Origin of the sequence: Natrinema sp. CBA1119, from assembly GCF_002572525.1 — an archaeon.
GTDB lineage: Archaea > Halobacteriota > Halobacteria > Halobacteriales > Natrialbaceae > Natrinema.
Window position 1 is genome coordinate 3,073,555 of the sequence record NZ_PDBS01000001.1, and the last position, 19,915, is coordinate 3,093,469.

At 64.6% G+C, this 19,915-nt stretch carries 20 protein-coding genes; 10 read left to right on the forward strand and 10 right to left on the reverse strand.

Translation table 11 applies throughout. The features are described from left to right. The first annotated feature begins 30 nt into the window (after positions 1–30). From CP556_RS15255 to CP556_RS15275, 5 genes are all read left to right on the forward strand, one after another. Complete coding sequence (locus tag CP556_RS15255) at positions 31–963, forward strand: polysaccharide deacetylase family protein (protein WP_098727425.1); 933 nt, start codon at positions 31–33, stop codon at positions 961–963. Between the two features lie 92 nt (positions 964–1,055). Beyond that, a complete protein-coding gene (locus CP556_RS15260; protein WP_098727426.1) occupies positions 1,056–2,177 on the forward strand; it encodes a Gfo/Idh/MocA family protein in 1,122 nt (373 codons plus the stop codon). Beyond that, a complete protein-coding gene (locus CP556_RS15265; RefSeq protein WP_098726386.1) occupies positions 2,174–3,148 on the forward strand; it encodes a DUF362 domain-containing protein in 975 nt (324 codons plus the stop codon). Before CP556_RS15260 ends, CP556_RS15265 begins: the two co-directional genes overlap by 4 nt. Further along, positions 3,145–4,125, forward strand: a complete 981-nt coding sequence (locus tag CP556_RS15270; RefSeq protein ID WP_098726387.1) for an NAD-dependent epimerase/dehydratase family protein — start codon at positions 3,145–3,147, stop codon at positions 4,123–4,125. The genes CP556_RS15265 and CP556_RS15270 overlap by 4 nt, the downstream gene beginning before the upstream one ends. 167 nt (positions 4,126–4,292) lie before the next feature. Next, complete coding sequence (locus tag CP556_RS15275; protein ID WP_176548215.1) at positions 4,293–4,517, forward strand: AbrB/MazE/SpoVT family DNA-binding domain-containing protein; 225 nt, start codon at positions 4,293–4,295, stop codon at positions 4,515–4,517. Between the two features lie 43 nt (positions 4,518–4,560). Here CP556_RS15275 and CP556_RS15280 read toward each other — a convergent pair whose 3' ends face one another. Beyond that, positions 4,561–5,550, reverse strand: a complete 990-nt coding sequence (locus CP556_RS15280; RefSeq protein WP_098726389.1) for a glycosyltransferase — start codon at positions 5,548–5,550, stop codon at positions 4,561–4,563. Positions 5,551–5,715: 165 nt separating this feature from the next. Between CP556_RS15280 and CP556_RS15285 the strand changes: the two genes are divergently transcribed. Then, complete coding sequence (locus CP556_RS15285; RefSeq protein WP_098726390.1) at positions 5,716–6,816, forward strand: DUF354 domain-containing protein; 1,101 nt, start codon at positions 5,716–5,718, stop codon at positions 6,814–6,816. A 151-nt stretch (positions 6,817–6,967) separates the two neighbouring features. After that, positions 6,968–7,174 (forward strand): hypothetical protein, encoded by a 207-nt coding sequence (locus CP556_RS26755; protein WP_098726391.1) that lies wholly within the window; start codon positions 6,968–6,970, stop codon positions 7,172–7,174. Here the strand turns inward: CP556_RS26755 and CP556_RS15295 are convergent. From CP556_RS15295 to CP556_RS15315, 5 genes are read right to left on the reverse strand one after another with little or no spacing between them, the layout of a single operon-like run. Continuing rightward, a complete protein-coding gene (locus tag CP556_RS15295) occupies positions 7,159–8,241 on the reverse strand; it encodes a glycosyltransferase family 2 protein (protein WP_098727427.1) in 1,083 nt (360 codons plus the stop codon). The genes CP556_RS26755 and CP556_RS15295 overlap by 16 nt on opposite strands. Further along, positions 8,234–9,781, reverse strand: coding sequence for a nucleotide sugar dehydrogenase (locus CP556_RS15300; RefSeq protein WP_098726392.1), 1,548 nt, complete (start codon positions 9,779–9,781; stop codon positions 8,234–8,236). The genes CP556_RS15295 and CP556_RS15300 overlap by 8 nt, the downstream gene beginning before the upstream one ends. Then, entirely contained in the window at positions 9,781–10,806 is a 1,026-nt protein-coding gene (locus CP556_RS15305; RefSeq protein ID WP_098726393.1) for a Gfo/Idh/MocA family protein, read from the reverse strand. Before CP556_RS15305 ends, CP556_RS15300 begins: the two co-directional genes overlap by 1 nt. Then, a complete protein-coding gene (locus CP556_RS15310) occupies positions 10,803–12,047 on the reverse strand; it encodes a DegT/DnrJ/EryC1/StrS family aminotransferase (protein WP_098726394.1) in 1,245 nt (414 codons plus the stop codon). The genes CP556_RS15305 and CP556_RS15310 overlap by 4 nt, the downstream gene beginning before the upstream one ends. Further along, positions 12,044–12,634: an acyltransferase gene (locus CP556_RS15315; RefSeq protein WP_098726395.1), complete on the reverse strand. Its 591-nt coding sequence runs from the start codon at positions 12,632–12,634 to the stop codon at positions 12,044–12,046. The genes CP556_RS15310 and CP556_RS15315 overlap by 4 nt, the downstream gene beginning before the upstream one ends. Positions 12,635–13,099: 465 nt before the next feature. On the opposite strand from CP556_RS15315, the gene CP556_RS15320 reads away from it, so the two are divergent. Then, on the forward strand, positions 13,100–13,636 hold the full coding sequence (locus CP556_RS15320; protein ID WP_098726396.1) for a DUF7344 domain-containing protein: 537 nt from the start codon (positions 13,100–13,102) through the stop codon (positions 13,634–13,636). 388 nt (positions 13,637–14,024) lie between these two features. On the opposite strand, the gene CP556_RS15330 is transcribed toward CP556_RS15320, so the two are convergent. The 3 genes from CP556_RS15330 to CP556_RS15340 form a co-directional block, all read right to left on the reverse strand. Next, entirely contained in the window at positions 14,025–15,014 is a 990-nt protein-coding gene (locus tag CP556_RS15330) for a DUF1616 domain-containing protein (protein ID WP_098726398.1), read from the reverse strand. 206 nt (positions 15,015–15,220) lie between these two features. Beyond that, positions 15,221–15,496 carry a PadR family transcriptional regulator gene (locus tag CP556_RS15335; protein ID WP_098726399.1) on the reverse strand — a complete coding sequence of 92 codons (276 nt, stop codon included), beginning with the start codon at positions 15,494–15,496 and terminating at the stop codon, positions 15,221–15,223. A 226-nt stretch (positions 15,497–15,722) separates the two neighbouring features. After that, on the reverse strand, positions 15,723–16,055 hold the full coding sequence (locus tag CP556_RS15340; protein ID WP_098726400.1) for a winged helix-turn-helix domain-containing protein: 333 nt from the start codon (positions 16,053–16,055) through the stop codon (positions 15,723–15,725). Positions 16,056–16,641: 586 nt separating this feature from the next. On the opposite strand from CP556_RS15340, the gene CP556_RS27560 reads away from it, so the two are divergent. Further along, positions 16,642–16,803, forward strand: coding sequence for a DUF7563 family protein (locus CP556_RS27560; RefSeq protein WP_007109247.1), 162 nt, complete (start codon positions 16,642–16,644; stop codon positions 16,801–16,803). Positions 16,804–17,158: 355 nt separating this feature from the next. Continuing rightward, entirely contained in the window at positions 17,159–17,662 is a 504-nt protein-coding gene (locus tag CP556_RS15345; RefSeq protein WP_098726401.1) for a DUF7344 domain-containing protein, read from the forward strand. 270 nt (positions 17,663–17,932) lie between these two features. Here the strand turns inward: CP556_RS15345 and CP556_RS15350 are convergent, their stop codons facing one another. Then, positions 17,933–19,768 (reverse strand): DUF7282 domain-containing protein, encoded by a 1,836-nt coding sequence (locus CP556_RS15350; RefSeq protein ID WP_098727428.1) that lies wholly within the window; start codon positions 19,766–19,768, stop codon positions 17,933–17,935. Positions 19,769–19,915 lie beyond the last annotated feature (147 nt).

A 19,915-nucleotide genomic window follows, 5' to 3' on the forward strand; every position in this document is an offset into this window, starting at 1 on the left:
TATGAAACGCGTTCAACAGTGGTGGATCCCGTGGGCAGCGTCGTAATTTCCCTCGACGCCGAACTCGGCTGGGGATTTCACGATCTGGCCGATCCGCCGACCGAGCGGGTCGAGGCCGGTCGCCGCGGCTGGTCGGTCATGCTCGAGTTGTTCGAGGAGTTCGATATCCCGGCGACATGGGCCGTCGTCGGTCACCTCATGCTCGACGACTGCGACGGCGTCCACGCCGACCATCCGGCCCCCGACGGCTGGTTCGACCGCGAGCGAACCGACTGGGCGGACCGCGATGACCTTCGATACGCCCCCGATCTCGTGACGGATCTCCTCGAGTCGGGCGCCGACCACGAGTTCGCCAGCCACTCCTTCTCGCACGCCCTGTTCGGCCGCCCGGAGACGGATCGCGAGTTCGCCGTCGCCGAACTCGAGCGCAGCCGCGAAATCGCGGCCGACTGGAACGAGTCGATCGACTCGTTCGTCTACCCGCGCAACGATATCGGCCACCGGGAGGTGCTGGCCGAGCAGGGCGTCTCGGCGTATCGGGGACGATCACCGACGCGGGACGGCGTGCGCGGAATATTTGATTCGACGATTCGAGACCGGTCGATGCTGGTCGAACCGGCCGTCGACGAGTACGGGCTGGTCAACGTGCCGGCGTCGATGTTCCTCTTCGGGTTCGAGGGGCCGGCGCGGACGGTTGCCGAGTCGATCTGGACGGATCCGATGGTCGAACTGGCCCATAGCGGGATCGACGAGGCGGCCCGGACCGACGGGCTCTTTCACATGTGGCTCCACCCGAACAACCTGACCCACGAGCGGGACGATCGCCGCATGCGGGCGATTCTCTCTCACCTCGAGCGCCGGCGGACCGCGACCGATCTCACGGTCGAGACGATGGGAGATGTTGCCCGCCGTGTCTCGGGATCGTCGCCGGTTACGGAGCAGGCGACGGCGAGCTGGAAGTGACCGAGACGAACGACTGAAGGGATTTGCTACTCGAGCGCTCTGGCGGGTACGACGACGATAACAAAGCCCGCAGCCGGCCCGTTCTCGGACAGATGGCACCAACACCTCTTTTGCATCGGTTGACCGACTCGAATGCGCTCTCGCTGGGCATCCTCGGCGTCGGGAACATCGGCATGGTACACCTGAAGTCAGCAGCCGCGATGCCCGGCGTCACGGTTGTGGCGGCCGCTGACGCCGTCCCCGAGAACCGCGAGCGCGCCGAACGCGCCGGTGCGTCGCGCACGTACGACGATTACGCGACGCTGCTCAACTCCGAGGACCTGGACGCAGCGGTCGTCGCACTCCCGCCGTTCCTCCACGGCGAAGCCGTCGAACGGGCCGCCGAGGCCGGCGTCGATGTCTTCGTCGAGAAACCCCTGGCTCGGACGACCGACGAGGCCGACGAGATGCTCGAGACCGCCCGCAAGGCGGGCATCGCGATCGGCGTCGACCATACGCTGCGTTACCAGCCGGACATGGCCGGCGTCAAGGCGGCCTACGACGAGGGGAGCGTTGGTCACGTCCCCTACGCCTCGATCACCCGGCTCAACGACGGGCCGCTCGGCCGACCACCGGTCGAGAACGCGCCGCCGTCGTGGCCGCTGGATTCCGACGCGGTCGGCGGGGGCTCCCTGCTCGAGCTCGGCGTCCACTGCTTCGACGTCCTCGAGTGGCTGTTCGGCGAGCTCCGAGTCCGGGACGCCTCGATGGGGCAGACGCTCGAGATCGACGTCGAGGACGCCGCGACCGTCCTCATGGAAGCGCCGGAGACGGGGACGACTATCACGCTCCACTGCGGCTCCTACCAGTGGGAACAGCTTCCGGAGGTCAACACCCGGCTTCGCCTCGAGGGCGTGACGGGAACGATCAGCAATCAGGACCACCTGCCGCAGAACTTCTACGCCGGCGCTGCCAAATCCGCCCTCTCGAACGTCGCGAGTCGACTCACGCGCGACGAGCCGGCCGTCTTCGGTCCGACGTTCTACCTGCAGGCTCACTACGACGCCCTGGCGGACTTCTGTGATGCGATCCGCGAGGACGAACAGCCGCCGGTCGACGGGGCCGACGGTCGCCGCACGCTCGAACTCGCCGAACGGGCATACGAGCTGGCAGTCGCGGAGACCGACGACGCCGACGACATCGACGGACTCGAGACGCCCGAGGTGACCCTATGAGCGCGACGGATAACACGACGAGCACGACGGACGACGCGACGAACGGGGACACGGTCCGCGCAGCCGCCGTCGACGCCACCGGACGCCGCGGCGGGTGGGATCCCGATATCGACGCCCGCATGGCGGCGCTCGAGTCGCCCGTCCGCGACGTGCTCGAGCCCTCACTCGAGACGCTCGCCGCTGCCGACCGACTAACGCTCGTCCCCGATGCCCATTACCCGTTCCACCCGTCGTCGGGGATGGTCACCGACCCGGCCGTGATCGGCTCGATCGTGTCCCACCTCGAGCGGCGGACTGACGCCGATATAGCCGTCGTTGGCGCGAGCGACGAGCGGATCTCCGTCGCTCGAACCGCCGAGTACATAGGCTACGCGAGCCTGCTCGAGCGCTTCGACGCGGAATTCGTCGATCTGGCGGACGAGTCCCGGACCGAGGACATCTGTACCGTTGACGGGAGTCCGATCGCGCTTTCGGTGCCCGAGCGGCTCGCCGAGAGTACCGTGATCGTCGTCCCGTCGCTGCGACCTACCGAGAATGGGCCGGTCGCCGGCGCGATGCGGACGCTCGCCGCGCTCGTCGATTCGATGGCGGATCCCGAGCGAGTTCCCGTCGCGGCGACGCGCGTCATCGAGCCCGCCGTCTCCGTTCTGGACGCGACGATCGCCTACGGCGGCGATCCCACTGCAGGAAACGCACTGTTCGCGGGTTCGGCTTCCGCCGTCGACGCCGTCGCGTCCTCGCTGCTCGGCCGATCGCTCGAGACCGACGCGGCGCTGAAGACGGCCCGCGGTGAGGCCGGACCGGTCACCGTTGAGGGAGACGGCGTCGACTTCGAGCGGCTTCGAGAGCGGATCCCCGACGGCGAGCTTCCGCCCTCAGACGAGACCCATCCCGCCGTCTCCATCGCCTACCGCGTGTACGCGGCGGTCGCCGGCGACGCCGTCCCGCCGCAACTCGAGGGTGGTCGATGACCGCGACGACCGGATCCCGAACCGCGGCGGTCACCGGCGCGACCGGCTTCCTCGGTTCGCGGCTCTGTGATCGCCTCCTCGAGGAGGGCTGGACGGTCCGCGGGCTCAGCCGGCCGACCTCGGATCGGGGAGACCTCGACGACGTGGAGTGGTACGTCGGCGATATCCTCGACGACGAGACGCTCCGGGACCTCGTCGACGGGGCCGACGCCGTCTTCCATCTCGCGGGAATCGGCCTCTGGAGCGCCGGTCCCGAGACCGTCCGGGAGGTCAACCGCGACGGGACCGAGCGTGTGCTCGAGGCCTGCCGGGACGGCGATGTCGGCCGCGTCGTCTTTACCAGTACGTCCGGCACGCGTCGACCGAAGAACGGGAGCGACTTCGCGGACGAGACGGACGTTGCCGAGCCGATCGGTGCCTACCAGGCCTCGAAAGCCGAGGCGGAGGAACTGGTCGATCGCTACGCCGAAACGGACGGAGACGCCGTCACCGTCCACCCGACGTCGATCTTCGGCCCCGGCGACGAGGAGTTCACCGCGCAACTGCTCTCGATGGGCGTCGAACCGACGATGCCCGCCTACCTCCCCGGCGGCCTGAGCATCGTCGGCGTCTCGGACGTCGTCGACGGCATACTTGCGGCGTACGAGCACGGAACCAGCGGCGAGCACTACATCCTCGGCGGCGAGAACCTTACCTACGACCGGGCGGTCGCCAGAATCGCCGACGCGGCCGGCGGCTCGCCCGCGCGGATCCGCGTTCCGTCCGCGGCGATTCGGGCCGCCGGACCGGTCGCCGAGGTCGTCGACGCCGTCGCCGACCGCCGGCTGTTCCCCTTCGACCGGCAGATGGCGAGGCTCGCCACCGAGCGGCTGTTCTACAGTTCGCGGAAAGCCAGCGAGGAGCTCGGATACGAGTATCAGCCGCTCGAGGCGCACGTGCCCGAGGCGATGGAGTGGTATCGGGCGGAAGTGCAGTAGCCATCGAAATTTTATCATCACCGACTGCGATCGAATCGGTTGGAGAACGGTTTTCCGCGTACCTCAGTTCGCCGGAGCGGCTGAACGACCGCAGTTTTCGATTCCCATTTGAGAGCGGAAAGTGGGAGTAGATTACTTTCTCGCCCGCCCGTCGACGCTAGATAGGTATGTCCGAGATCACGACCGACGAGCGCGGGCGGATTACGATCCCGAAGGCAGTCCGTGAGCGCTTCGGTGAGCGGTATCGGCTCGTCGAACTGGAGGACGGTATCAAACTCATGCCTGTCCCCGATGATCCGCTCGAGTCACTACGGAACGCGGCCAGCGACGAGTTGAAAGCTGCATCCATGGACGAACTGCGTGAAGCCGGTCTCGACGAAGGCCGAAAGTAAGCGACCGAGCACGTACGCTGATACAGCTACGACTCTTCTGCCGTCACTCGATCCGTGCCGTCCCCTGTACCTGCTGTTTCTCCCTGTCGTCTGCGGTCTCGATGACCTGCCCCGCGACCGCCTCGTAGACCTCGAGCATCCGATCGGCCGTCCGGTCGATGCTCACCTCGCGGGCGGCCTCGCGGCCGTTCGATCGCTCGCCGGATTCGAGGACGTCGATGAGTCCCCGGACGAGTTCCTCGTCGCTCGCGGCGACGCGGGAGGGTTCGACGCCGGCGAGGCGCTCCCGAACGTCGCCGACATCGACGGCAACCACGGGGAGGTTGCAGGCCAGGGCCTCCTTCACAGAGTTGGGCGACCCCTCGCTGTGAGAGGTCAACAGGAGCGCGTCGGCGGCGTTCATGTAGTCGGGCACCGCATCGTGATCGACGCCGGAGACGGTCCGGAGTCGCACGGGTCGTTCGAGGAGGTTGTCGGCCACGGTCACCACGCGCTCGGCCCGCGAATAATTTTTCACTCCGCGCGCGGGCGAGTAGGGAAAGAGGACCTCGTACGCGTCCACATCGTCGTCCCAGCCGACCCGCGCTCTGGCTCGGTCCCGGGGCTCCGGGCGAAAGGTCTCGAGGTCGACGCCGTCGGGGATCACCCGACAGTCGCGGCCGAGTACCGCACGCATCTCCTCGGACATGACGACGACCTCGTCACAGAGCGGCGCAGACGCACGACTGACGGGTGCGACCGGGCCGTGGACGTCCGACCCCCACAGCGAGAGGACGACCGGTTTGCGGAGCTGTGCGAGCGCTATCGGCCCCGTCAATCCGTAGTGGGCGTGGATCAGATCGTAGCCGTTTCCCGCTTCCCGAATGATCTCCGGAACCGTCCGAATGTAATCTACCGGACTCCGGTCGGTTTCGGCGTCGATCTCACCGGCCACCGACATCGTGGTAAACGAGACGCCGCGCTCCTCGAGCGCGTCCATCTGCTGAACCATGAACGGGGCGTCGGCGTACGCAGTGAGCGTGAGAACGTCCATTTCGAGTACCGGACGAAACGGACTGGATCCGTTTTGTTATCCGCTCAACCCACGCGAGTTTTCCTTCACGTACATCTAGATGTGGGATTCGTATACGGTGGCTTCCGGTCGGCGTCCCCCGTAGCGATGGGATTACAAAGGGTCGAGATGGGGTAGTTCGCAGCGATGCGGATCCTCGTCTTGGCGAATACGCCAGCTCACGTCCATCTGTATCGACACGCCGTCGACCGCCTCGAGCGAGCGGGCCACGACGTGCTCGTGCTCACTCGGCGCTACGCCTGTACGACCGACCTACTCGACTATTTCGACATGCCGTACCGAGTGTACGGCGATCACGAAACGGAGCGGTACTCGAAACTGGGGTTCGCACGCGAGTTAGGGGGCCAGTTCCTGACGATCGCGACCGAAGCGATCCGGTTCGGTCCCGACGTAATCTTCGGCAGGGGACCCTACGCGGCCGCCGCCGGTACGCTGACGAGAACCCCAGTCGTGCTCGTCCTCGACGACGAGCCCGGTGACTTCAACCACACCGTTTCTCGGCCGTTCGCCGATTGCATTCTCTCCCCGGCGGTGACGCGCCGCGATCTCGGTGACGCCCACTACACCTTCGACGGCTTCAAGGAGTGCGCCTATCTCCACCCCGACGTTTTCGAGCCGAACGCCGACGTTCTGGAATACCTTGGGGTGACTCCGGACGAACCGTACGCAATCGTCCGATTCAACGCCCTCGATGCCCTCCACGACGCCGACCTCGAGGGGTTCCGCCCCGAACAGCGACGTGACCTGATCGAGCGACTGAGCGAGGAAGCGACCGTCTTTGTCTCCGACGAGGGAGACGAGATGGACCTCCGGGACCTCCCCGCGCGGGCGTACGATCTCCACCCGGCGCTGATTCACGACGCGATGGCCGAGGCCTCGCTGCTGGTCGCCGACACCGGGACGATGGTCAACGAGGCCGCACTACTCGGAACGCCCGCCTTTCGCTACCGCGGCACCGACCGTCACGAGTACGGCGAGTTCCAGGAACTCGAGCGCGCCGGCCTCGCCGAGCAGTTCGACGAGTACGACGCGGTCTGCGAGCGGTCTCTCGAGGTCCTCGCCGACGACGAGGCCGACGAGCGCTGGCAGCGGCGGCGACGGGAGTACGTCGGGGATCTCGTGAGCCTCACCGATCTGCTCGTCGACGTCGCCCGCTCTCGGGGAACGGTCGACCGTCTCGACCGTTCGACGAAGCGAGCGTTGCAGCCGCGTTCGCAGACGATGTGACTCCGGGAACGAGCTGTTTCTGGTAGAAATTTACGGTGGTAACTCACATCACATCTACTGCTACCGTTGAAGCATACGGAACGATGAGCGTATCGTCCGGCTCACGAAACGCTTATACCTATCTCTGGAATAGGGCCGACAACCCCGTTCTATGAGTCTCTCCACACTACTTAGTCAACTGTTCTCCGGGTCCGAAACCACGACGGACACTCCAGAAACTGCCGCACAAAGCGGCGATGGCGTCCGATCCGTTACGGTCGTCCACGAGTGTCGTGACTGTGGAACGAACGTTTCGGCCGGAACCACTCAGTGTCCGACCTGCGAGAGCGACGCGATCGTCACTCACTCGATCGATTGAGCCGGCGGTCCATCGTCGCGCCCGACTGTCCGATCAGTCGTCGCGTCGCGTTTGTCACACGGAAGCTCGAGATCCTCGTTCGCCTCGGCGTCGAGTTGGATAGCGCTGCCGAGCGAGACGAGCCCGATCAGAATCGCAGCGAACGAGGCGAGACTCGCCGTCGCGGCCCCGTTGCCGCGGGCGACTCGAACGAGCGAGCCACCGACTCCCGCCAGCCCGACGGCCAGCCCCCCGGAGCCGACGGCGTAGTGGACGATGGCCGGATTGAACGATCTGACCACGTACCGCGTTTTCAGCCGCCAGCAGAAGCTCCGGAGTAACAACAGGGAGACGTACCGGACGAAGGGGATGTACCGAATGCTGCTTTCCTCATCACCGTAGACCGCCGTCATGGGTACGTCCGCGACCCGACAGCCCGCGACGTTGAGGTGCGTCAGGAGGTGGTTCAGAAAGCCGTACTGGTCGGTGATCGCCTCGAGATCGAGTCGCTCGATCGCGTCCCGCGAGATGGCGGTGTACCCGTTCTGCGGGTCGCCGATCGACCAGTAGCCCGACGCGAACTTCGAGAGTCCGGTGAGGATCGCGTTCCCGACGAACCGGAACGTCGACATATCCTCGCGGTCTTCGGGTCGAAGCAGCCGATTCCCCTTGGCGTAGTCGGCCTCGCCGGTCACGACGGGATCGATGATTCGATCGAGGATCGCGGGGTCCATCTGGCCATCGCCGTTCATGACGGCGACGACGTCCATTCCCTCCTCCGTCGCACGGCGGTAGCCGGTCTTGACCGCCGCGCCGTAGCCGCGGTTTTCCTGGTGACGGATCGGCACGACGCGCCGGTCGTCGCCGCCGTCGGCCACCGCGACCGCCGGTTCGGTCGCGTCGCTTTCGGCCGACGCGTTGACCCGCTCGGCGACGCGCTGGATCACCTGCCAGCTCTCGTCCGGTGACCTATCGTCGATCGCATAGATCCGATCGACGAACTCCGGAACGGTTTCGATGACACGACCGACGAACGACGCTTCGTCGTAGGCCGTTACGACAACGCCGATCCGCTTTCCCTTATACATCGTTTCCTCCGTCGGTGCTCGCGCTCGTCGCCGCCGACGTCTCGCGCTCGGTGCCGTCGCGATCGGTGCCGTTGCGATCGGTCCCATCGCGATTAGCGCCGTCGCGTTCGATACCGTCGTCGGGGTCCCGCGACTCCCGCGGCGGCCGCCCGTCGCTCGAGCCGGCGAGGTCGTACTCCCGATGGGGCGTCTCCGAGAGGTCGACCGCATCTCGCCCGTCGATGACGACCATCGGCTCGAGGCCACCCCAGTCGATTCGATCGAACGCCTCGTGGGGAGTGACGATCACGGCGGCGTCGAATACTTCGTCCGACAGCTCCTCGATCGTCACCGGGCGCGCGCCGTAGTCGGCCGGATCGACGAGCGGATCGACGCCCGCGACGTCGGTTCCCCGCTCGAGCAGGTCGTCGATGATCCCCAGTGCGGGCGAGGCGCGCGTCTCCTCGACGCCGGGACGGTACGTGACGCCGAGAACGACGACCGATGCCTCCTCGATGTCGGTGTCCACCCGCGCGAGTTCGCGCTCGAGTCGATCGACGACGACCGACGGCATCGCGTGGTTGACTCGGCGAGCCGTCTCCGTGACGGTCATCGGCTCGTCGGTTCGGCCGAGCAGGAAGTGCGGGTAATACGGAATGCAGTGCCCGCCAACGCCCGGGCCGGGGTCGTGGAGTTGACACATCGGCAGCTCGTTCGCCGTATCCATCGCTTCGCGGGTCGAAACGTCGAGTTCGTCCGCGAGCAGCCCCAACTCGTTCGCAAGGCCGATGTTTACGTCACGGTAGATGCCCTCGAACACCTTGACGGCCTCCGCCGTCGTCGCGTCCGAGACGGGATGAACCTCGTTGTCCGAGAGCTCGTCGTAGACGACCGCGGCCGCGCGCGTACTCTCCGGATCGACGCCGCCGACGACCTTCGGATACTGGCCGCGGATGTCCCGTAGTGCCGTTCCCGAGGATGTCCGTTCGGGACAGAACGCGAGCCCAAACTCGTCCGGTTCGAGGCCGCTCTCGCTCGCGAGATGGGGCTCGAGCACGTCGCGACAGGTCCCCGGCGGTAACGTCGACTCGGCGATCACCAGATCGCCGGGAGCGAGACCGGCGGCGATGTCGTCGGCGACCGACTCGACCGTCGTCAGATCCGGATCGTTCTCGTCGTCCAGCAGCGTCGGGACGATGATGACGTGAATTCGTGCCGCGGACGCCGCAGCCGTCCCGTCGGTCGTGGCCTCGAGTCGGCCCGCATCGACCTGGTCGGCGACGAGGGCCGCGAGGCCGGGTTCACCGACGACGTGACTCTCGCCGTCGGTGATCGTCTCGATGACGGTTGGATCGATGTCGACGCCGGTTACGTTCCCCGTGGTCTCTGCGTAGACCGCCGCGAGCGGGAGCCCCATCTTGCCGAGACCGTAGACGGCGACCGGAACGTCGCCGCTCGTCAGGCGATCACGCTGACGGTCGGAGGATTGGCTCGAGCCGTAGAGCCCGTCGGTAGTCCGGGAATCGGTCGCGTCGCGGCCGCTGCCAGCGGTGTCCGACATCAGGCTTCCACCTCCGGCTCTTGGGTCGGTTCGTCGTCCGTCTCGTCCGTCGGCCCCATCGCGAGCCGATCGATCAACTGGACCGTCTCGAGGGCCTGAATCCCGTCCTCGGCGGTCACCTCCGGCTCGGTGCCGGTGCGAACCGCCTCGACGAACGACTCGAGTTCGTTTCGAAGCGGTTCGCCGGTGTCGACGCGAGGTCGCTCGACGACGCTCTCGTGGCGGTAGCGGGACTGGCCGTCGTTCGTGAGGTACTCGGGGTAGGAATCGCGGTGGATCAACACCGACTGCTCGAGGTAGTCGACCTCGACGAGACACTCGCGGGCGGTGACGGTGAGCTTCCGGACCTTTTTCTGGGTGACGCGGCTCGCCGTCACCGTCGCGATAACGTCGTCGTACTCGATCGTCGCGGTAGCGTACTGACCGTTCTCGGCCCCCATCGCGGCGACCGAGTGCGGTTTCTCGTCGAGTATCGAGCCGACGACATCGACGTCGTGGACCATCAGGTCGAAGACCACGTTACCCGGTGCCGTCCGGTCGATCGGCGGGCCGAGCCGGTGGGCCTCGATGCTGATTACGTCCAGCTCGTCGATCAGTTCCGCGACCGTCTGCACCGCCGGGTTGAACCGCTCGATGTGACCGACCTGCAAGACGAGTCCCGCCTCGCGGGCCCGTTCGGCCAGTTTCTGGCCCTGCTCGACGGTTTCCGCGATCGGCTTCTCGACCAGTACGTTGACACCCGCCTCGAGACAGGTCGAGACCGTCTCGTAGTGTGCGTGGGTCGGAACGGCCACCGTCACGAGGTCACAGCGCTCGCACAGCGTCTCGAGATCGACCGGTTCGGTCCCGTATTCGTCGGCGACTTGCCGCGCGATCCCGTCGTCGTGGTCGGTAACGCCGACGAGTTCGACGCGTGGGAGTTCAGCGTAGATGCGCGCATGGTTTTCGCCCATCGAGCCGACGCCGATGACGCCGGCTCGAATCTGTTCGTCGGTCGTCCCGTCAGTCGTTCTGTCCGTACTCATTGGCTGGTAACGTGATCCCGCACTGCTTCGACGACAGTCTCCCTGTCGCGTGTCGACAGGCCCTGGTGAACGGGCAGTGAGAGCACCTCCTCGGCCGCCCGTTCCGCGCGGGGGAGCCGCGCCGCGGCCGTGCTGACCGTTTCGTAGGCCGGCTGGTGATGAATCGGCGTCTCGTAGTAGATCCCGGTCCCGACATCGCGATCGGCGAGGGCCGCCTCGAGGGCGTCCCGATCTCCCGTCCGAACCGTATACTGGTGGTAGACGTGGCGAGCGCCGGTCGGCTCCGTCGGCGTCTCGAGCGGGAGGTCGGCGAACCGCTCGTCGTACGCGGCGGCGTTCTCGCGACGGGCTCGGTTGAACTCCGACAGCCGCTCGAGCTGGACGCGGCCGATCGCCGCCTCGATGCTGGTCATCCGGAAGTTGTGCCCGAGAGCGACGTGGTCGTAGCCGCCGGTCCCGTTCACGTCCCGGCCGTGATTGACGTAGCTCGCGGCGCGCTCGGCGACATCGTCGCGGTCGGTGACGATCATTCCGCCCTCGGCGGTCGTCATGTTCTTCGTCGGATAGAACGAGAAGCAGGCCGCGTCACCGAACGTGCCGACTCGCTCGCCGTCGACTTTCGCGCCGTGGGCCTGACACGCGTCCTCGAGGACGAACAGGTCGCGCTCGTCGGCGATGTCACACAGCGCCGGCATATCCGCGGGCAGTCCGTAGAGGTGAACCGGCAGGAGTCCGGCGATGTCGTCGCGCTCGGCGAGCACCCGCTCCACGTCGGCCGGATCAAGCGTGTAGGTCTCGGGGTCGATATCGGCGAAGACGGGTTTGCCGCCCGCCAGTCGAATCGCGTTCGCGCTCGCGACGAAGGAAAACGGCGACGTGATCACCGCGTCGCCGTCCTCGAGTCCGATCGCCTCGAGGGCGGCGTGTAACGCGGTCGTTCCGTTGGCCGTCGCAACCGCGTCGTCGGTGCCACAGTAGGCTGCGAACTCCTCTTCAAAGGCCCTGACTTCCGGCCCGTCCGCTAGTCGGCCGTCCTCGAGAACGGATTCGACCCGCCGGACGGCGTCAGCGCTGAGTTGGGGGTCGGCGATCGGAACGGGGGTCGCGTCGCGGTCGGGTTCGGTATCGGCGTCTACCGTCTCGGGTTCGGTATCGGCGTCCACCGTCTCGGCCCCGGTATCGGCACCAGTGGCGGCATCGATACCCGTCTCCGCCTCTCGGTTCGTTTCGGTGTCAGTCATGCGAGCTGGTTCGCCCCCTCGAGTGGCTCCGGTAACTCCTGGACGGTCGCCGGCGTGCCGACGGCCAGACTGTCGGCCGGAACGTCGTCCGTGACGACGGCTCCGGCGGCGACGAACGCGTTCTCGCCGACCGTGACGCCGGGCAACAGCGTCGCGTTCGCGCCGATCGACGCGCCGTCCTCGATCGTCGGCCCCTCGAGTCCGTCGTCGGTCCGTATCGGGTACTCGTCGTTGGTCAGGACGGCCCCGGGTCCGACGAAGACGTTGTTGCCGATCGTCGTCTCGGTCGGCACGTAGACATTGGTCTGGAGGCTGACGTGCGAGCCGATCGTCGTCTGCCCGTCGATGACCGTCTTGGTTCCGACGAGTACGTCGTCACCGATCGTCGTCCCTTCGCGGACGAGGACGTCGTGTCCGGTCGCGAACTCGTCGCCGATCGTCACGTCGCCGTAGACGATCGAGCCCGCCCTGATCGTCGCGTCGTCGCCGATCCGAGTCGGCTCGTCGAACTCGCCGTAGCCGACCGTCGCCTCGGCGTCGATCGTACAGCCGTCGCCGCGGACGACCTCTCGTACCGCCTCGCTCATCGTGGTTCGCCTCCGTCGTCGCGGCTCCCCCGGACGTCGCTCGAGCGACCGCGACGGTGAATCGTGGCGTGCGCTCGAGCCGCTACTCGGCGTCGTGGTCGGTCGCGTATTCGTTTCATAGTCAATCGATACCCGCGTGGGTAATCGTGCTGAAACAGCCGGTAGCGAGGCTTTGTTATCCCCGGCTTGCAGGGGGCGTAGTTCGTGGCTACGGTGGCAGTGAAACCGCACACCCTGCTATCGTCGTGAGCCTGGTGATCGCGGCCGCGGACGAGCGCACAGCGCGCGTTCGGACGCTGAAACATCGTATTTCTCGTCTGTCACGGACGCCAACTGGTACAATTCCCTTTCCCGCGGGTAGCCGAGCGATAGTAAAGTGACACAGTCTGGCATTCGCTGGTGTGAGGTATCCGACTACACCCGTCAGACGGAACCGGGACTCGAGACGACACGACGAGAGCAGCCATGTCTGAGACTGAACTCACGCAAGCCGAGCTATTCGACGTCTTCAGCAACGCGCGGCGACGACGGGCGGTCCAGTACCTGAAACGGCAGGGCGGCTCCTGCGATCTCGCGCCGCTCGTCCAGCAGGTCGCCGCGTGGGAAAACGACACCGAGCCCGACGACGTGACTCGAACCCAGCGCCGGCGAGTGTACATCTCGCTGTACCAGACCCATCTGCCGATGCTCGAGGACCACGACATCGTCGACTGGGATCCCGACGGGCACACGATCGAACTGCTGCCAAGCGAGGACCGCTTCGAGCCGTACCTCGACCGCCACCTCGAGAACGATCGGGCGTGGCATCGCAGTTACGCGGCGGTGACGGCGGTCGGCGTCGTCGCGCTTGGGCTGTCGTTGCTCGCAGTCGGCCCCCTGACGACCGGTCTGGCACCGATCGTCGCACTGGCACTCTGTCTCGTCGTCCTCGTCCTCTCGGCGGTACAACACGTCTCCCGCCGTCCGGATCTGGACCTTCCGTTCGGCTTCGCGAGCCGGTAAGAGCGTTTTCCGCGCCCGACTTCCGTCGTCGTTCGCTATCCTCGCCATCCCCGTTCGCGCCGACACGCACCCCTCTGGCCATCTCGGCGCGTCTGGAATCTATTCCGAACCGATGTGAGCGCAGCCCATCCGCCGGACGGCAGCCGTCTGTTCCGTCGCTGGCTGATTCATCCCCGCCGTCTCGAAGGGGTAGCTCCAGCTCGGGTGGTCACTTCCGACTCGGGGGGTCGCTCCGACTCGAGTTGATACCGCTGTCTCGAAGCAGTAGGACAGTATTTCGTCGGCATCGAACGCGTCAAACGCGCCCAAAACGGAGTGGCCCACCCACGGAATTCGATACCGTCCCCGATCGGCGATTACGTCCACGGCGGGGGCCCTGCGGGAGTCGTTACGTCTCGGTTATTTCCACCCAGAAGTGGGTTTCCTCCGCAGCGTTTTCGTTCGTCGGCGTGGCCGGCGGCTCGCCCTGATAGAGCAACATACTGATCCTGACCGTTTCGCCGGGTCCTGCCGTCGGCGTCACCGATCGTTCCCCGCTCGCGGTCGCGCCGTCCGAGACGGTCGCGTCGATCCGTCGTAACTCCGTTCGTTCGACCACCTCGCCGTCTTCGACGACCTGTTCCTGGACCACGACCGTGTAGCGCTGTTGGTCGCCCTCCTGGTTTTCGATCGAGACGGTTAGCGGGATCGACTCGCCCGGCTCGACCTCGCTCGGCAGCGCGCCGGCGACCAGTTCGCCGTCTTCGTCTTCGCTGTACAACGCAAGTTCGGTGTACCCACCGCCCGCCACGGGCAGCAAAAATCCAACGAGTAACGCGCCGACCGCCGTTCCGATCGCGACCACGAGCAGTACCGACGACGCCGTCGCGACCGCGCTCTCGTCGCCGCGGAGGCGTCCTAGACTCGAGATCGGGGAGATGCTGAACCGCTCGGCGTCCGGAGTCCGGAGCCGTCGCACGACGCCCAGTTGGGCGGCGACGACCGTCACGAGAGCGAGCGCCGCTGCGATCGACGCAGTTGTCAGCCCCCAGCCGGTGATCGGCAAGAGCAGTACGGCCAGCGGAACGATCGCGAGCGAGAGGACGAATCCCAGACCGACGCGTTCGGTGATGTCGATTCCGCGGGGACGGGCCTCGGCGGCCGTCGCCGCCGTTTCCCGCGCGTCCCGCTCGCGGGCCGGAAACAGGACCGAAACGAGCGCGTAGCCCGGGAGAAACAGAGCAAGCGGCATCGTAACGAACAATCGAAGGCCGTTTCCGGACTCGAACGCCGTCACGATCAGGAACGCGAGTACTGCACCGATCGAGACGGCCGCGAGATCGAACGGGTACCGGCGAACGAACGCGAGCCGCGTCCGACTACTCGTTCGATGACTCATCGACGATCCACCGGGGTTCGTCGTGCAACGTTTGATCCCTGTGCGGACAAGACGAGTGCCATTCTCGTTGGAGCGATACACTCTTCCGTGCTTTGTTATGGCCGCGTTACCGCGAGAATGAAAACTGTCGTCCGGTGGGAGAGACACGGGTCACTGTGAGACCGACTGTACTCGCAGTCTGCCGCCGTCCATGGCCACCTGTCGCCCTAGAAGTCGATATACTGTCCCTCCCACTCCCGACGATCTTCGATCTGCTGTCGACCGGCATCAGTGATCGCGTAGTAGTTCGTTCGCCTGTCGAGTTGTCCCTTCTCGACCAGTTCCTTGTTGACGAGCGTGTCCAGATTCGGATACAACCGTCCATGGTTGATCTCCGAACTGTAGTACTTCTCGACTTCGTCTTTGACGGTCTGCCCCGACGGTCGGTCGGCACCTGCGATCACGTAGAGCAGGTCGCGCTGGAAGCCGGTCAGATCGTGCATTGCTCAATCACACTGACCGTTCCAGTGAATAGATATTTGTTATCCGTCTCATACACTGTCCGTTCCGTCATTTCGTGGGGTATTACTCGAGTGAAACTGCGGATTCACAGACTATTACTCGATCTCCGACGCGTCGATCGGGTCGGCGGTCGAGGCGGTCATCAGCGGTGTCAGAAACAGTCGTTTCACCGGGCAGACACCACATCCGTGGCCCATCCGAGGCCGATCAGCTGTCGTTATCAGAGATGACAACGTTGATGCCGTCCGCGTCGATCCGAACGCGAAGGGCGTCGACAGTCGTCTCGTAGGCGGTCGTATGGGAACCGTCGTTCTCGAACCGCACGCACTCCGCCAGGAGATCGCTCTCGAGGAGGTTGTTGATTCGTCGGTAGACCGTTGCCGACGAGCTGTCCGTTTGTTTTGTCAGTTCCTTTGCCGTCTTTGGCCCTTCGCTCGTGGCGATAAGGATCGTCCGTGCGCAGTCGTCACCGAGGACATCGAGTTTGGCCGCTGGATTGGCAGTCGACTCGGATCGCGTGTTACTTGCTTGCGTTGACATAGTCGTAGTCACCCGTCCAGGACGGGCAGGGTTCGTTCGCTCTGTGTAAGAGGTGACGATTCGGGAGGCTCTGTCGCCGGACCACCACTGTCGGCGGTTCCACCATTACATTCCAGCACAAAAATCGGTAAGCGATAGTGGTATTTTATAACGATGTACCTTATCGTCCGTCGCCATTTTGTTCCGCGACGTAAGATCGTATTTCGATCCGGAAAGTACAGCTTTCGACGATTCCACGAACCGGTCAATCCCCTGTTTGACTACCTAATACGGCTGAATTCTGGTTGAGGTCGATCGGGTGGTGTTCGACTACACGTCGGTATCGGCGCTTCTACGGGGCCAAACTGCCCGGAAACCGGTTGTTTCCCGGTTCTCAGACCGGCTTCTCGGGTGAACGGTCAACGTCCTTTATTCGCGATTGCTCCCCTCGATACGATGATGCCCGGACGGGTATCGCGTCAGATCGGCCGCCTCGTGACCGGATCGAGTCAGGCGTCGGTCCATCCGGTCAGTTGCGTCCCCGATCGTATCCGTCCGAGTACACCCCCTACAACCCATGAACTCCACACAACACGACTGGAAGCCCATGGAATCGTCGACAGCCGGTGCTCGATGTCGAAACTGCGGAACGCATGTAACGCAGCAGTTCGCGCGTGTCTTCGGTGACAACGGCGACATCGTCCACGGCTGTCCATCCTGTACGACCTATCGGGAGATGCAATCCGGCGGTCATCTCCCGGGTGACTGATCGCCTCCGGTCCGCTCCGTTTTTCGTTTCGACACCACCCCACTCCTGTCCCCCCTCGAGACGGGTGACCGATACGTTCGGCGACTCGAGGGGTTTTCTCCCGTCCGCTCCGTTCGTTACGTCTTCCGGACACGGTTTGCCACATCGTCCGGCCACGCTGTGACCGGTGGGCGGAACCGATGGCTCGAGTGACTGTATCCGTCTCCTACTCCCCTCGCGCGGATCCCGGTCACACAGTCCGACTCGGGCGATGGCGTAACCTGCAAAAGTTAAAGGTAGTGGTGGGAGAAATGGGGAGACATGGTCACAGGTGGTGGACGGCCGTTCGAGTACCCTTGCCCTTTCTCTTTGATCGATGTCAGTTCAAACGAACAGAACTGAGCCGCTCGAGGAGAGCGAGGTCTTTCACATCCTCGGTAACGATAGACGGCGGGCTATCGTCCAGCTGCTCGCGGAGGAAGGCGGACAGATCGACGTCTCCGACGTGGCGACCGAGATCGCTGCGACGGAATCCGATACCACGCCCGTCCCGAATAACCTCTACAAGAGCGTCTACGTCTCCCTCCAACAGACGCATCTCCCCCAGCTCGAGGAAGACGCCGTGATCGAGTACGACTCCGACGCGAAGACGATCCAGCCCGGTCGTCACTTCGACGAGGTCCTCCAGTACGTCGACGGACACAACGACGACCACTCGCGCGTCTTGGGGCTTCACCTCGGGCTCTGTCTGCTCGGGCTCGCGATCATCGCGCTCGCCGGCCTCGGACTGCCGGTCGTCTCGAGCATCGATCCGGTGCTCTCGAGCGTGCTACTGTTTCTCGCCGTCGCTGCGAGCGGCCTCTATCAGCTGCTTGGTTGAACGAGGTGCCCACCCAACTGACGCCCGGCCGCCCTCGAACAGCGGCGCTCAACGTGCGCCTCGGCCACATCTGCACGTCTATCCGTCGGTGACTGCTCGTTCGGGACGACGCCGTCGCTCCGTGCCTGGTGACTGCTGAATCGAGTGTCGTCATCCGCCGAGCGAACGATAGCATACCGTCGCGACGCTCGCTGCGACGGAGAGAAAAGACGCGCCGTCCGTTGGATCTGTCGGCCGTTCGCTACCGAACCCAGTCGCCGCAGGGTCGGCTCAGTCGGCCGTCACACCGTCGGTAGTGTTTTCACCGGTGTCGTTGAGACCGTCTTCAGTCTCGTTCGTCTCGTTGTCGAGTCCGGTGTCTTCGGTTTCGGACTCGTTTGTTTCGTCGTCGATACCGGTGTCAGTCTCTTCGGTTTCCTCGGTCAGCTCGAGGGCCGCGACCTCACCGGATTCGTCCGACAGCACCATGTGGACGTAGTCGCCGGTAGCGAGGCCAGTGGTGTCGACCTCGAACTCGACGTCCTCGCTCGCGCCGCTCTCGAGGGTCACGTTCTGCTCGGCGACGAGGTCACCATCGAGACGGAACTGGATCGCCTCGGTGCGTTCCTCGTCCGTCGGGTTCGAGACGTTCGCCGTCACGGTGATATTCTCACCGATCGTGGCGCTGCTGGGCGCCTCGAGGTCACTAACGTTGAAGGATTCGGCTGCCGCAACATCGGCGGCGTCATCCTCAGTTTCGTTGTCGTCGATCGGTTCTTCGTCGATCGGTGTGAGGTTATCTTCCGTCTCGTTATCCTCGGTCTCGTTGTCGTCGATCGGCGTAAGGTCGTCTTCCGTTTCGTTGTCCTCGGTGACGTTGTCTTCGGTTTCGTCGTCGATCGGTTCTTCGTCGATCTGCGTGATGTTCTCGTCCGATTCGTTATCGTCAGTGACGTTGTCTTCGGTTTCGTCGTCGTCAACCGGCATCTCACCGTCGGTGACGTTGTTGATCTGGTCTGCGATCTCGTCACCGTCAACGTCTTCACCGACGACGAGAACGTAAACGGTCACGTTCTCGATGTTCAGGTTCTCGATGGTTGGATTCTCGACGGTCACGAAGATCGGCTGTCCGTCACCATCGACCGGTAGATCCTCCATCGGCATCTCATCGACTGGCTCTTCGTCGGCCCCCTCGTCCTCGTCGGTTACGTTGTCGTCAATCGGTTCGTCGGTTTCGTTGTCGTCAATCGGTTCGTCGGTTTCGTTGTCGTCAATCGGTTCGTCGGTTTCGTCATCGACGAGCTCATCATCAGTCTCGTTGTCGTCAGCTAGCCCGTCGTCGTCGGTTTCGTTGTCGTCGACGAGGCCATCATCGGTTTCGTTGTCGTCAACCGGTTCGTCGGTGACGTTATCGGTTGGTTCTTCGTCAGTGACGTTGTCGTCCGGCTGCTGAACGTCCTCGTCGGTCTCGGTATCCTCGACCGGCTCCTCATCGGTCGCATCCTCGACGGTGACCACTGCATCGTCGGTCACCGGCTCGTCGTCGGCCGTGAGGAAGGGTCCGTCAAACTGCCCCTCCGATTCGACGAAATCGTACGTCTGATTGTCGTTCGTATCGCGATGGGGCATCGCAATCAGGGTCTCGTCCTCCTCGAGCGGTTCGTCGAGGGTGACTTCGACCTGTTCATGCGTGCCGGCCTCGAGGTACTCCGAGGTACCGATGACGCTCTCGAAGACCTCTCCCACGAGGAGGCTGCTATCGTGGATCGTCACGAAACCGGGGCTCGCGATCGTGACGTTCTCGACGACGACCGTCTCGCCATCGGTCGTCTGATCGTCGAACGTCACGTACGCGGGCTGGGAGTCGTTGTCCGTGTCCGCGGTTTCATTGTCAGCGTCACCGTCGTCGGGGACCGTCTCGTTTCCGTCGATCCCCGTGGCTGTCTCGTCCTGTTCGTCGTCTACCGTTTCGTTCGTCGTCTCGTTCGCTGAGTCGTACTCGTTCGCGCTGGCCTCGCTGCTCTGATCGATGGTGTCACCGGATGTGGCGGCTGTGACCATCGCCCCGCTCGAGCAAACGAGCATCAGCGCGGTAAGTACGACGAGCAACTGATTGCGTGCGTTCATGGTTGCCGTGAAGGCACCAATTTCGTCGTTGCTTCGGCGCATAAACCGGCGGAACCATTACGCGAGAAATCGGATACTACGGCCCAGCAGTGGCGTATTCAGTGTCGGGTTCGTTCGCGGAAAACAACGATTGCTGATAGGAACGGT

What these genes read in the sequence shown, in the direction of transcription:
- CP556_RS15330 (WP_098726398.1), bottom strand. Translation starts at nt 15,014, where the DNA reads ATGAGTCATCGAACGAGTAGTCGGACGCGGCTCGCGTTCGTTCGCCGG.
- CP556_RS15335 (WP_098726399.1), bottom strand. Translation starts at nt 15,496, where the DNA reads ATGCACGATCTGACCGGCTTCCAGCGCGACCTGCTCTACGTGATCGCA.
- CP556_RS26755 (WP_098726391.1), top strand. Translation starts at nt 6,968, where the DNA reads ATGAGTCTCTCCACACTACTTAGTCAACTGTTCTCCGGGTCCGAAACC.
- CP556_RS15305 (WP_098726393.1), bottom strand. Translation starts at nt 10,806, where the DNA reads ATGAGTACGGACAGAACGACTGACGGGACGACCGACGAACAGATTCGA.
- CP556_RS15350 (WP_098727428.1), bottom strand. Translation starts at nt 19,768, where the DNA reads ATGAACGCACGCAATCAGTTGCTCGTCGTACTTACCGCGCTGATGCTC.
- CP556_RS15315 (WP_098726395.1), bottom strand. Translation starts at nt 12,634, where the DNA reads ATGAGCGAGGCGGTACGAGAGGTCGTCCGCGGCGACGGCTGTACGATC.
- CP556_RS15275 (WP_176548215.1), top strand. Translation starts at nt 4,293, where the DNA reads ATGTCCGAGATCACGACCGACGAGCGCGGGCGGATTACGATCCCGAAG.
- CP556_RS15260 (WP_098727426.1), top strand. Translation starts at nt 1,056, where the DNA reads ATGGCACCAACACCTCTTTTGCATCGGTTGACCGACTCGAATGCGCTC.
- CP556_RS15280 (WP_098726389.1), bottom strand. Translation starts at nt 5,550, where the DNA reads ATGGACGTTCTCACGCTCACTGCGTACGCCGACGCCCCGTTCATGGTT.
- CP556_RS15295 (WP_098727427.1), bottom strand. Translation starts at nt 8,241, where the DNA reads ATGTATAAGGGAAAGCGGATCGGCGTTGTCGTAACGGCCTACGACGAA.
- CP556_RS15310 (WP_098726394.1), bottom strand. Translation starts at nt 12,047, where the DNA reads ATGACTGACACCGAAACGAACCGAGAGGCGGAGACGGGTATCGATGCC.
- CP556_RS15340 (WP_098726400.1), bottom strand. Translation starts at nt 16,055, where the DNA reads ATGTCAACGCAAGCAAGTAACACGCGATCCGAGTCGACTGCCAATCCA.
- CP556_RS15300 (WP_098726392.1), bottom strand. Translation starts at nt 9,781, where the DNA reads ATGTCGGACACCGCTGGCAGCGGCCGCGACGCGACCGATTCCCGGACT.
- CP556_RS15320 (WP_098726396.1), top strand. Translation starts at nt 13,100, where the DNA reads ATGTCTGAGACTGAACTCACGCAAGCCGAGCTATTCGACGTCTTCAGC.
- CP556_RS15270 (WP_098726387.1), top strand. Translation starts at nt 3,145, where the DNA reads ATGACCGCGACGACCGGATCCCGAACCGCGGCGGTCACCGGCGCGACC.
- CP556_RS15345 (WP_098726401.1), top strand. Translation starts at nt 17,159, where the DNA reads ATGTCAGTTCAAACGAACAGAACTGAGCCGCTCGAGGAGAGCGAGGTC.
- CP556_RS27560 (WP_007109247.1), top strand. Translation starts at nt 16,642, where the DNA reads ATGGAATCGTCGACAGCCGGTGCTCGATGTCGAAACTGCGGAACGCAT.
- CP556_RS15285 (WP_098726390.1), top strand. Translation starts at nt 5,716, where the DNA reads ATGCGGATCCTCGTCTTGGCGAATACGCCAGCTCACGTCCATCTGTAT.
- CP556_RS15265 (WP_098726386.1), top strand. Translation starts at nt 2,174, where the DNA reads ATGAGCGCGACGGATAACACGACGAGCACGACGGACGACGCGACGAAC.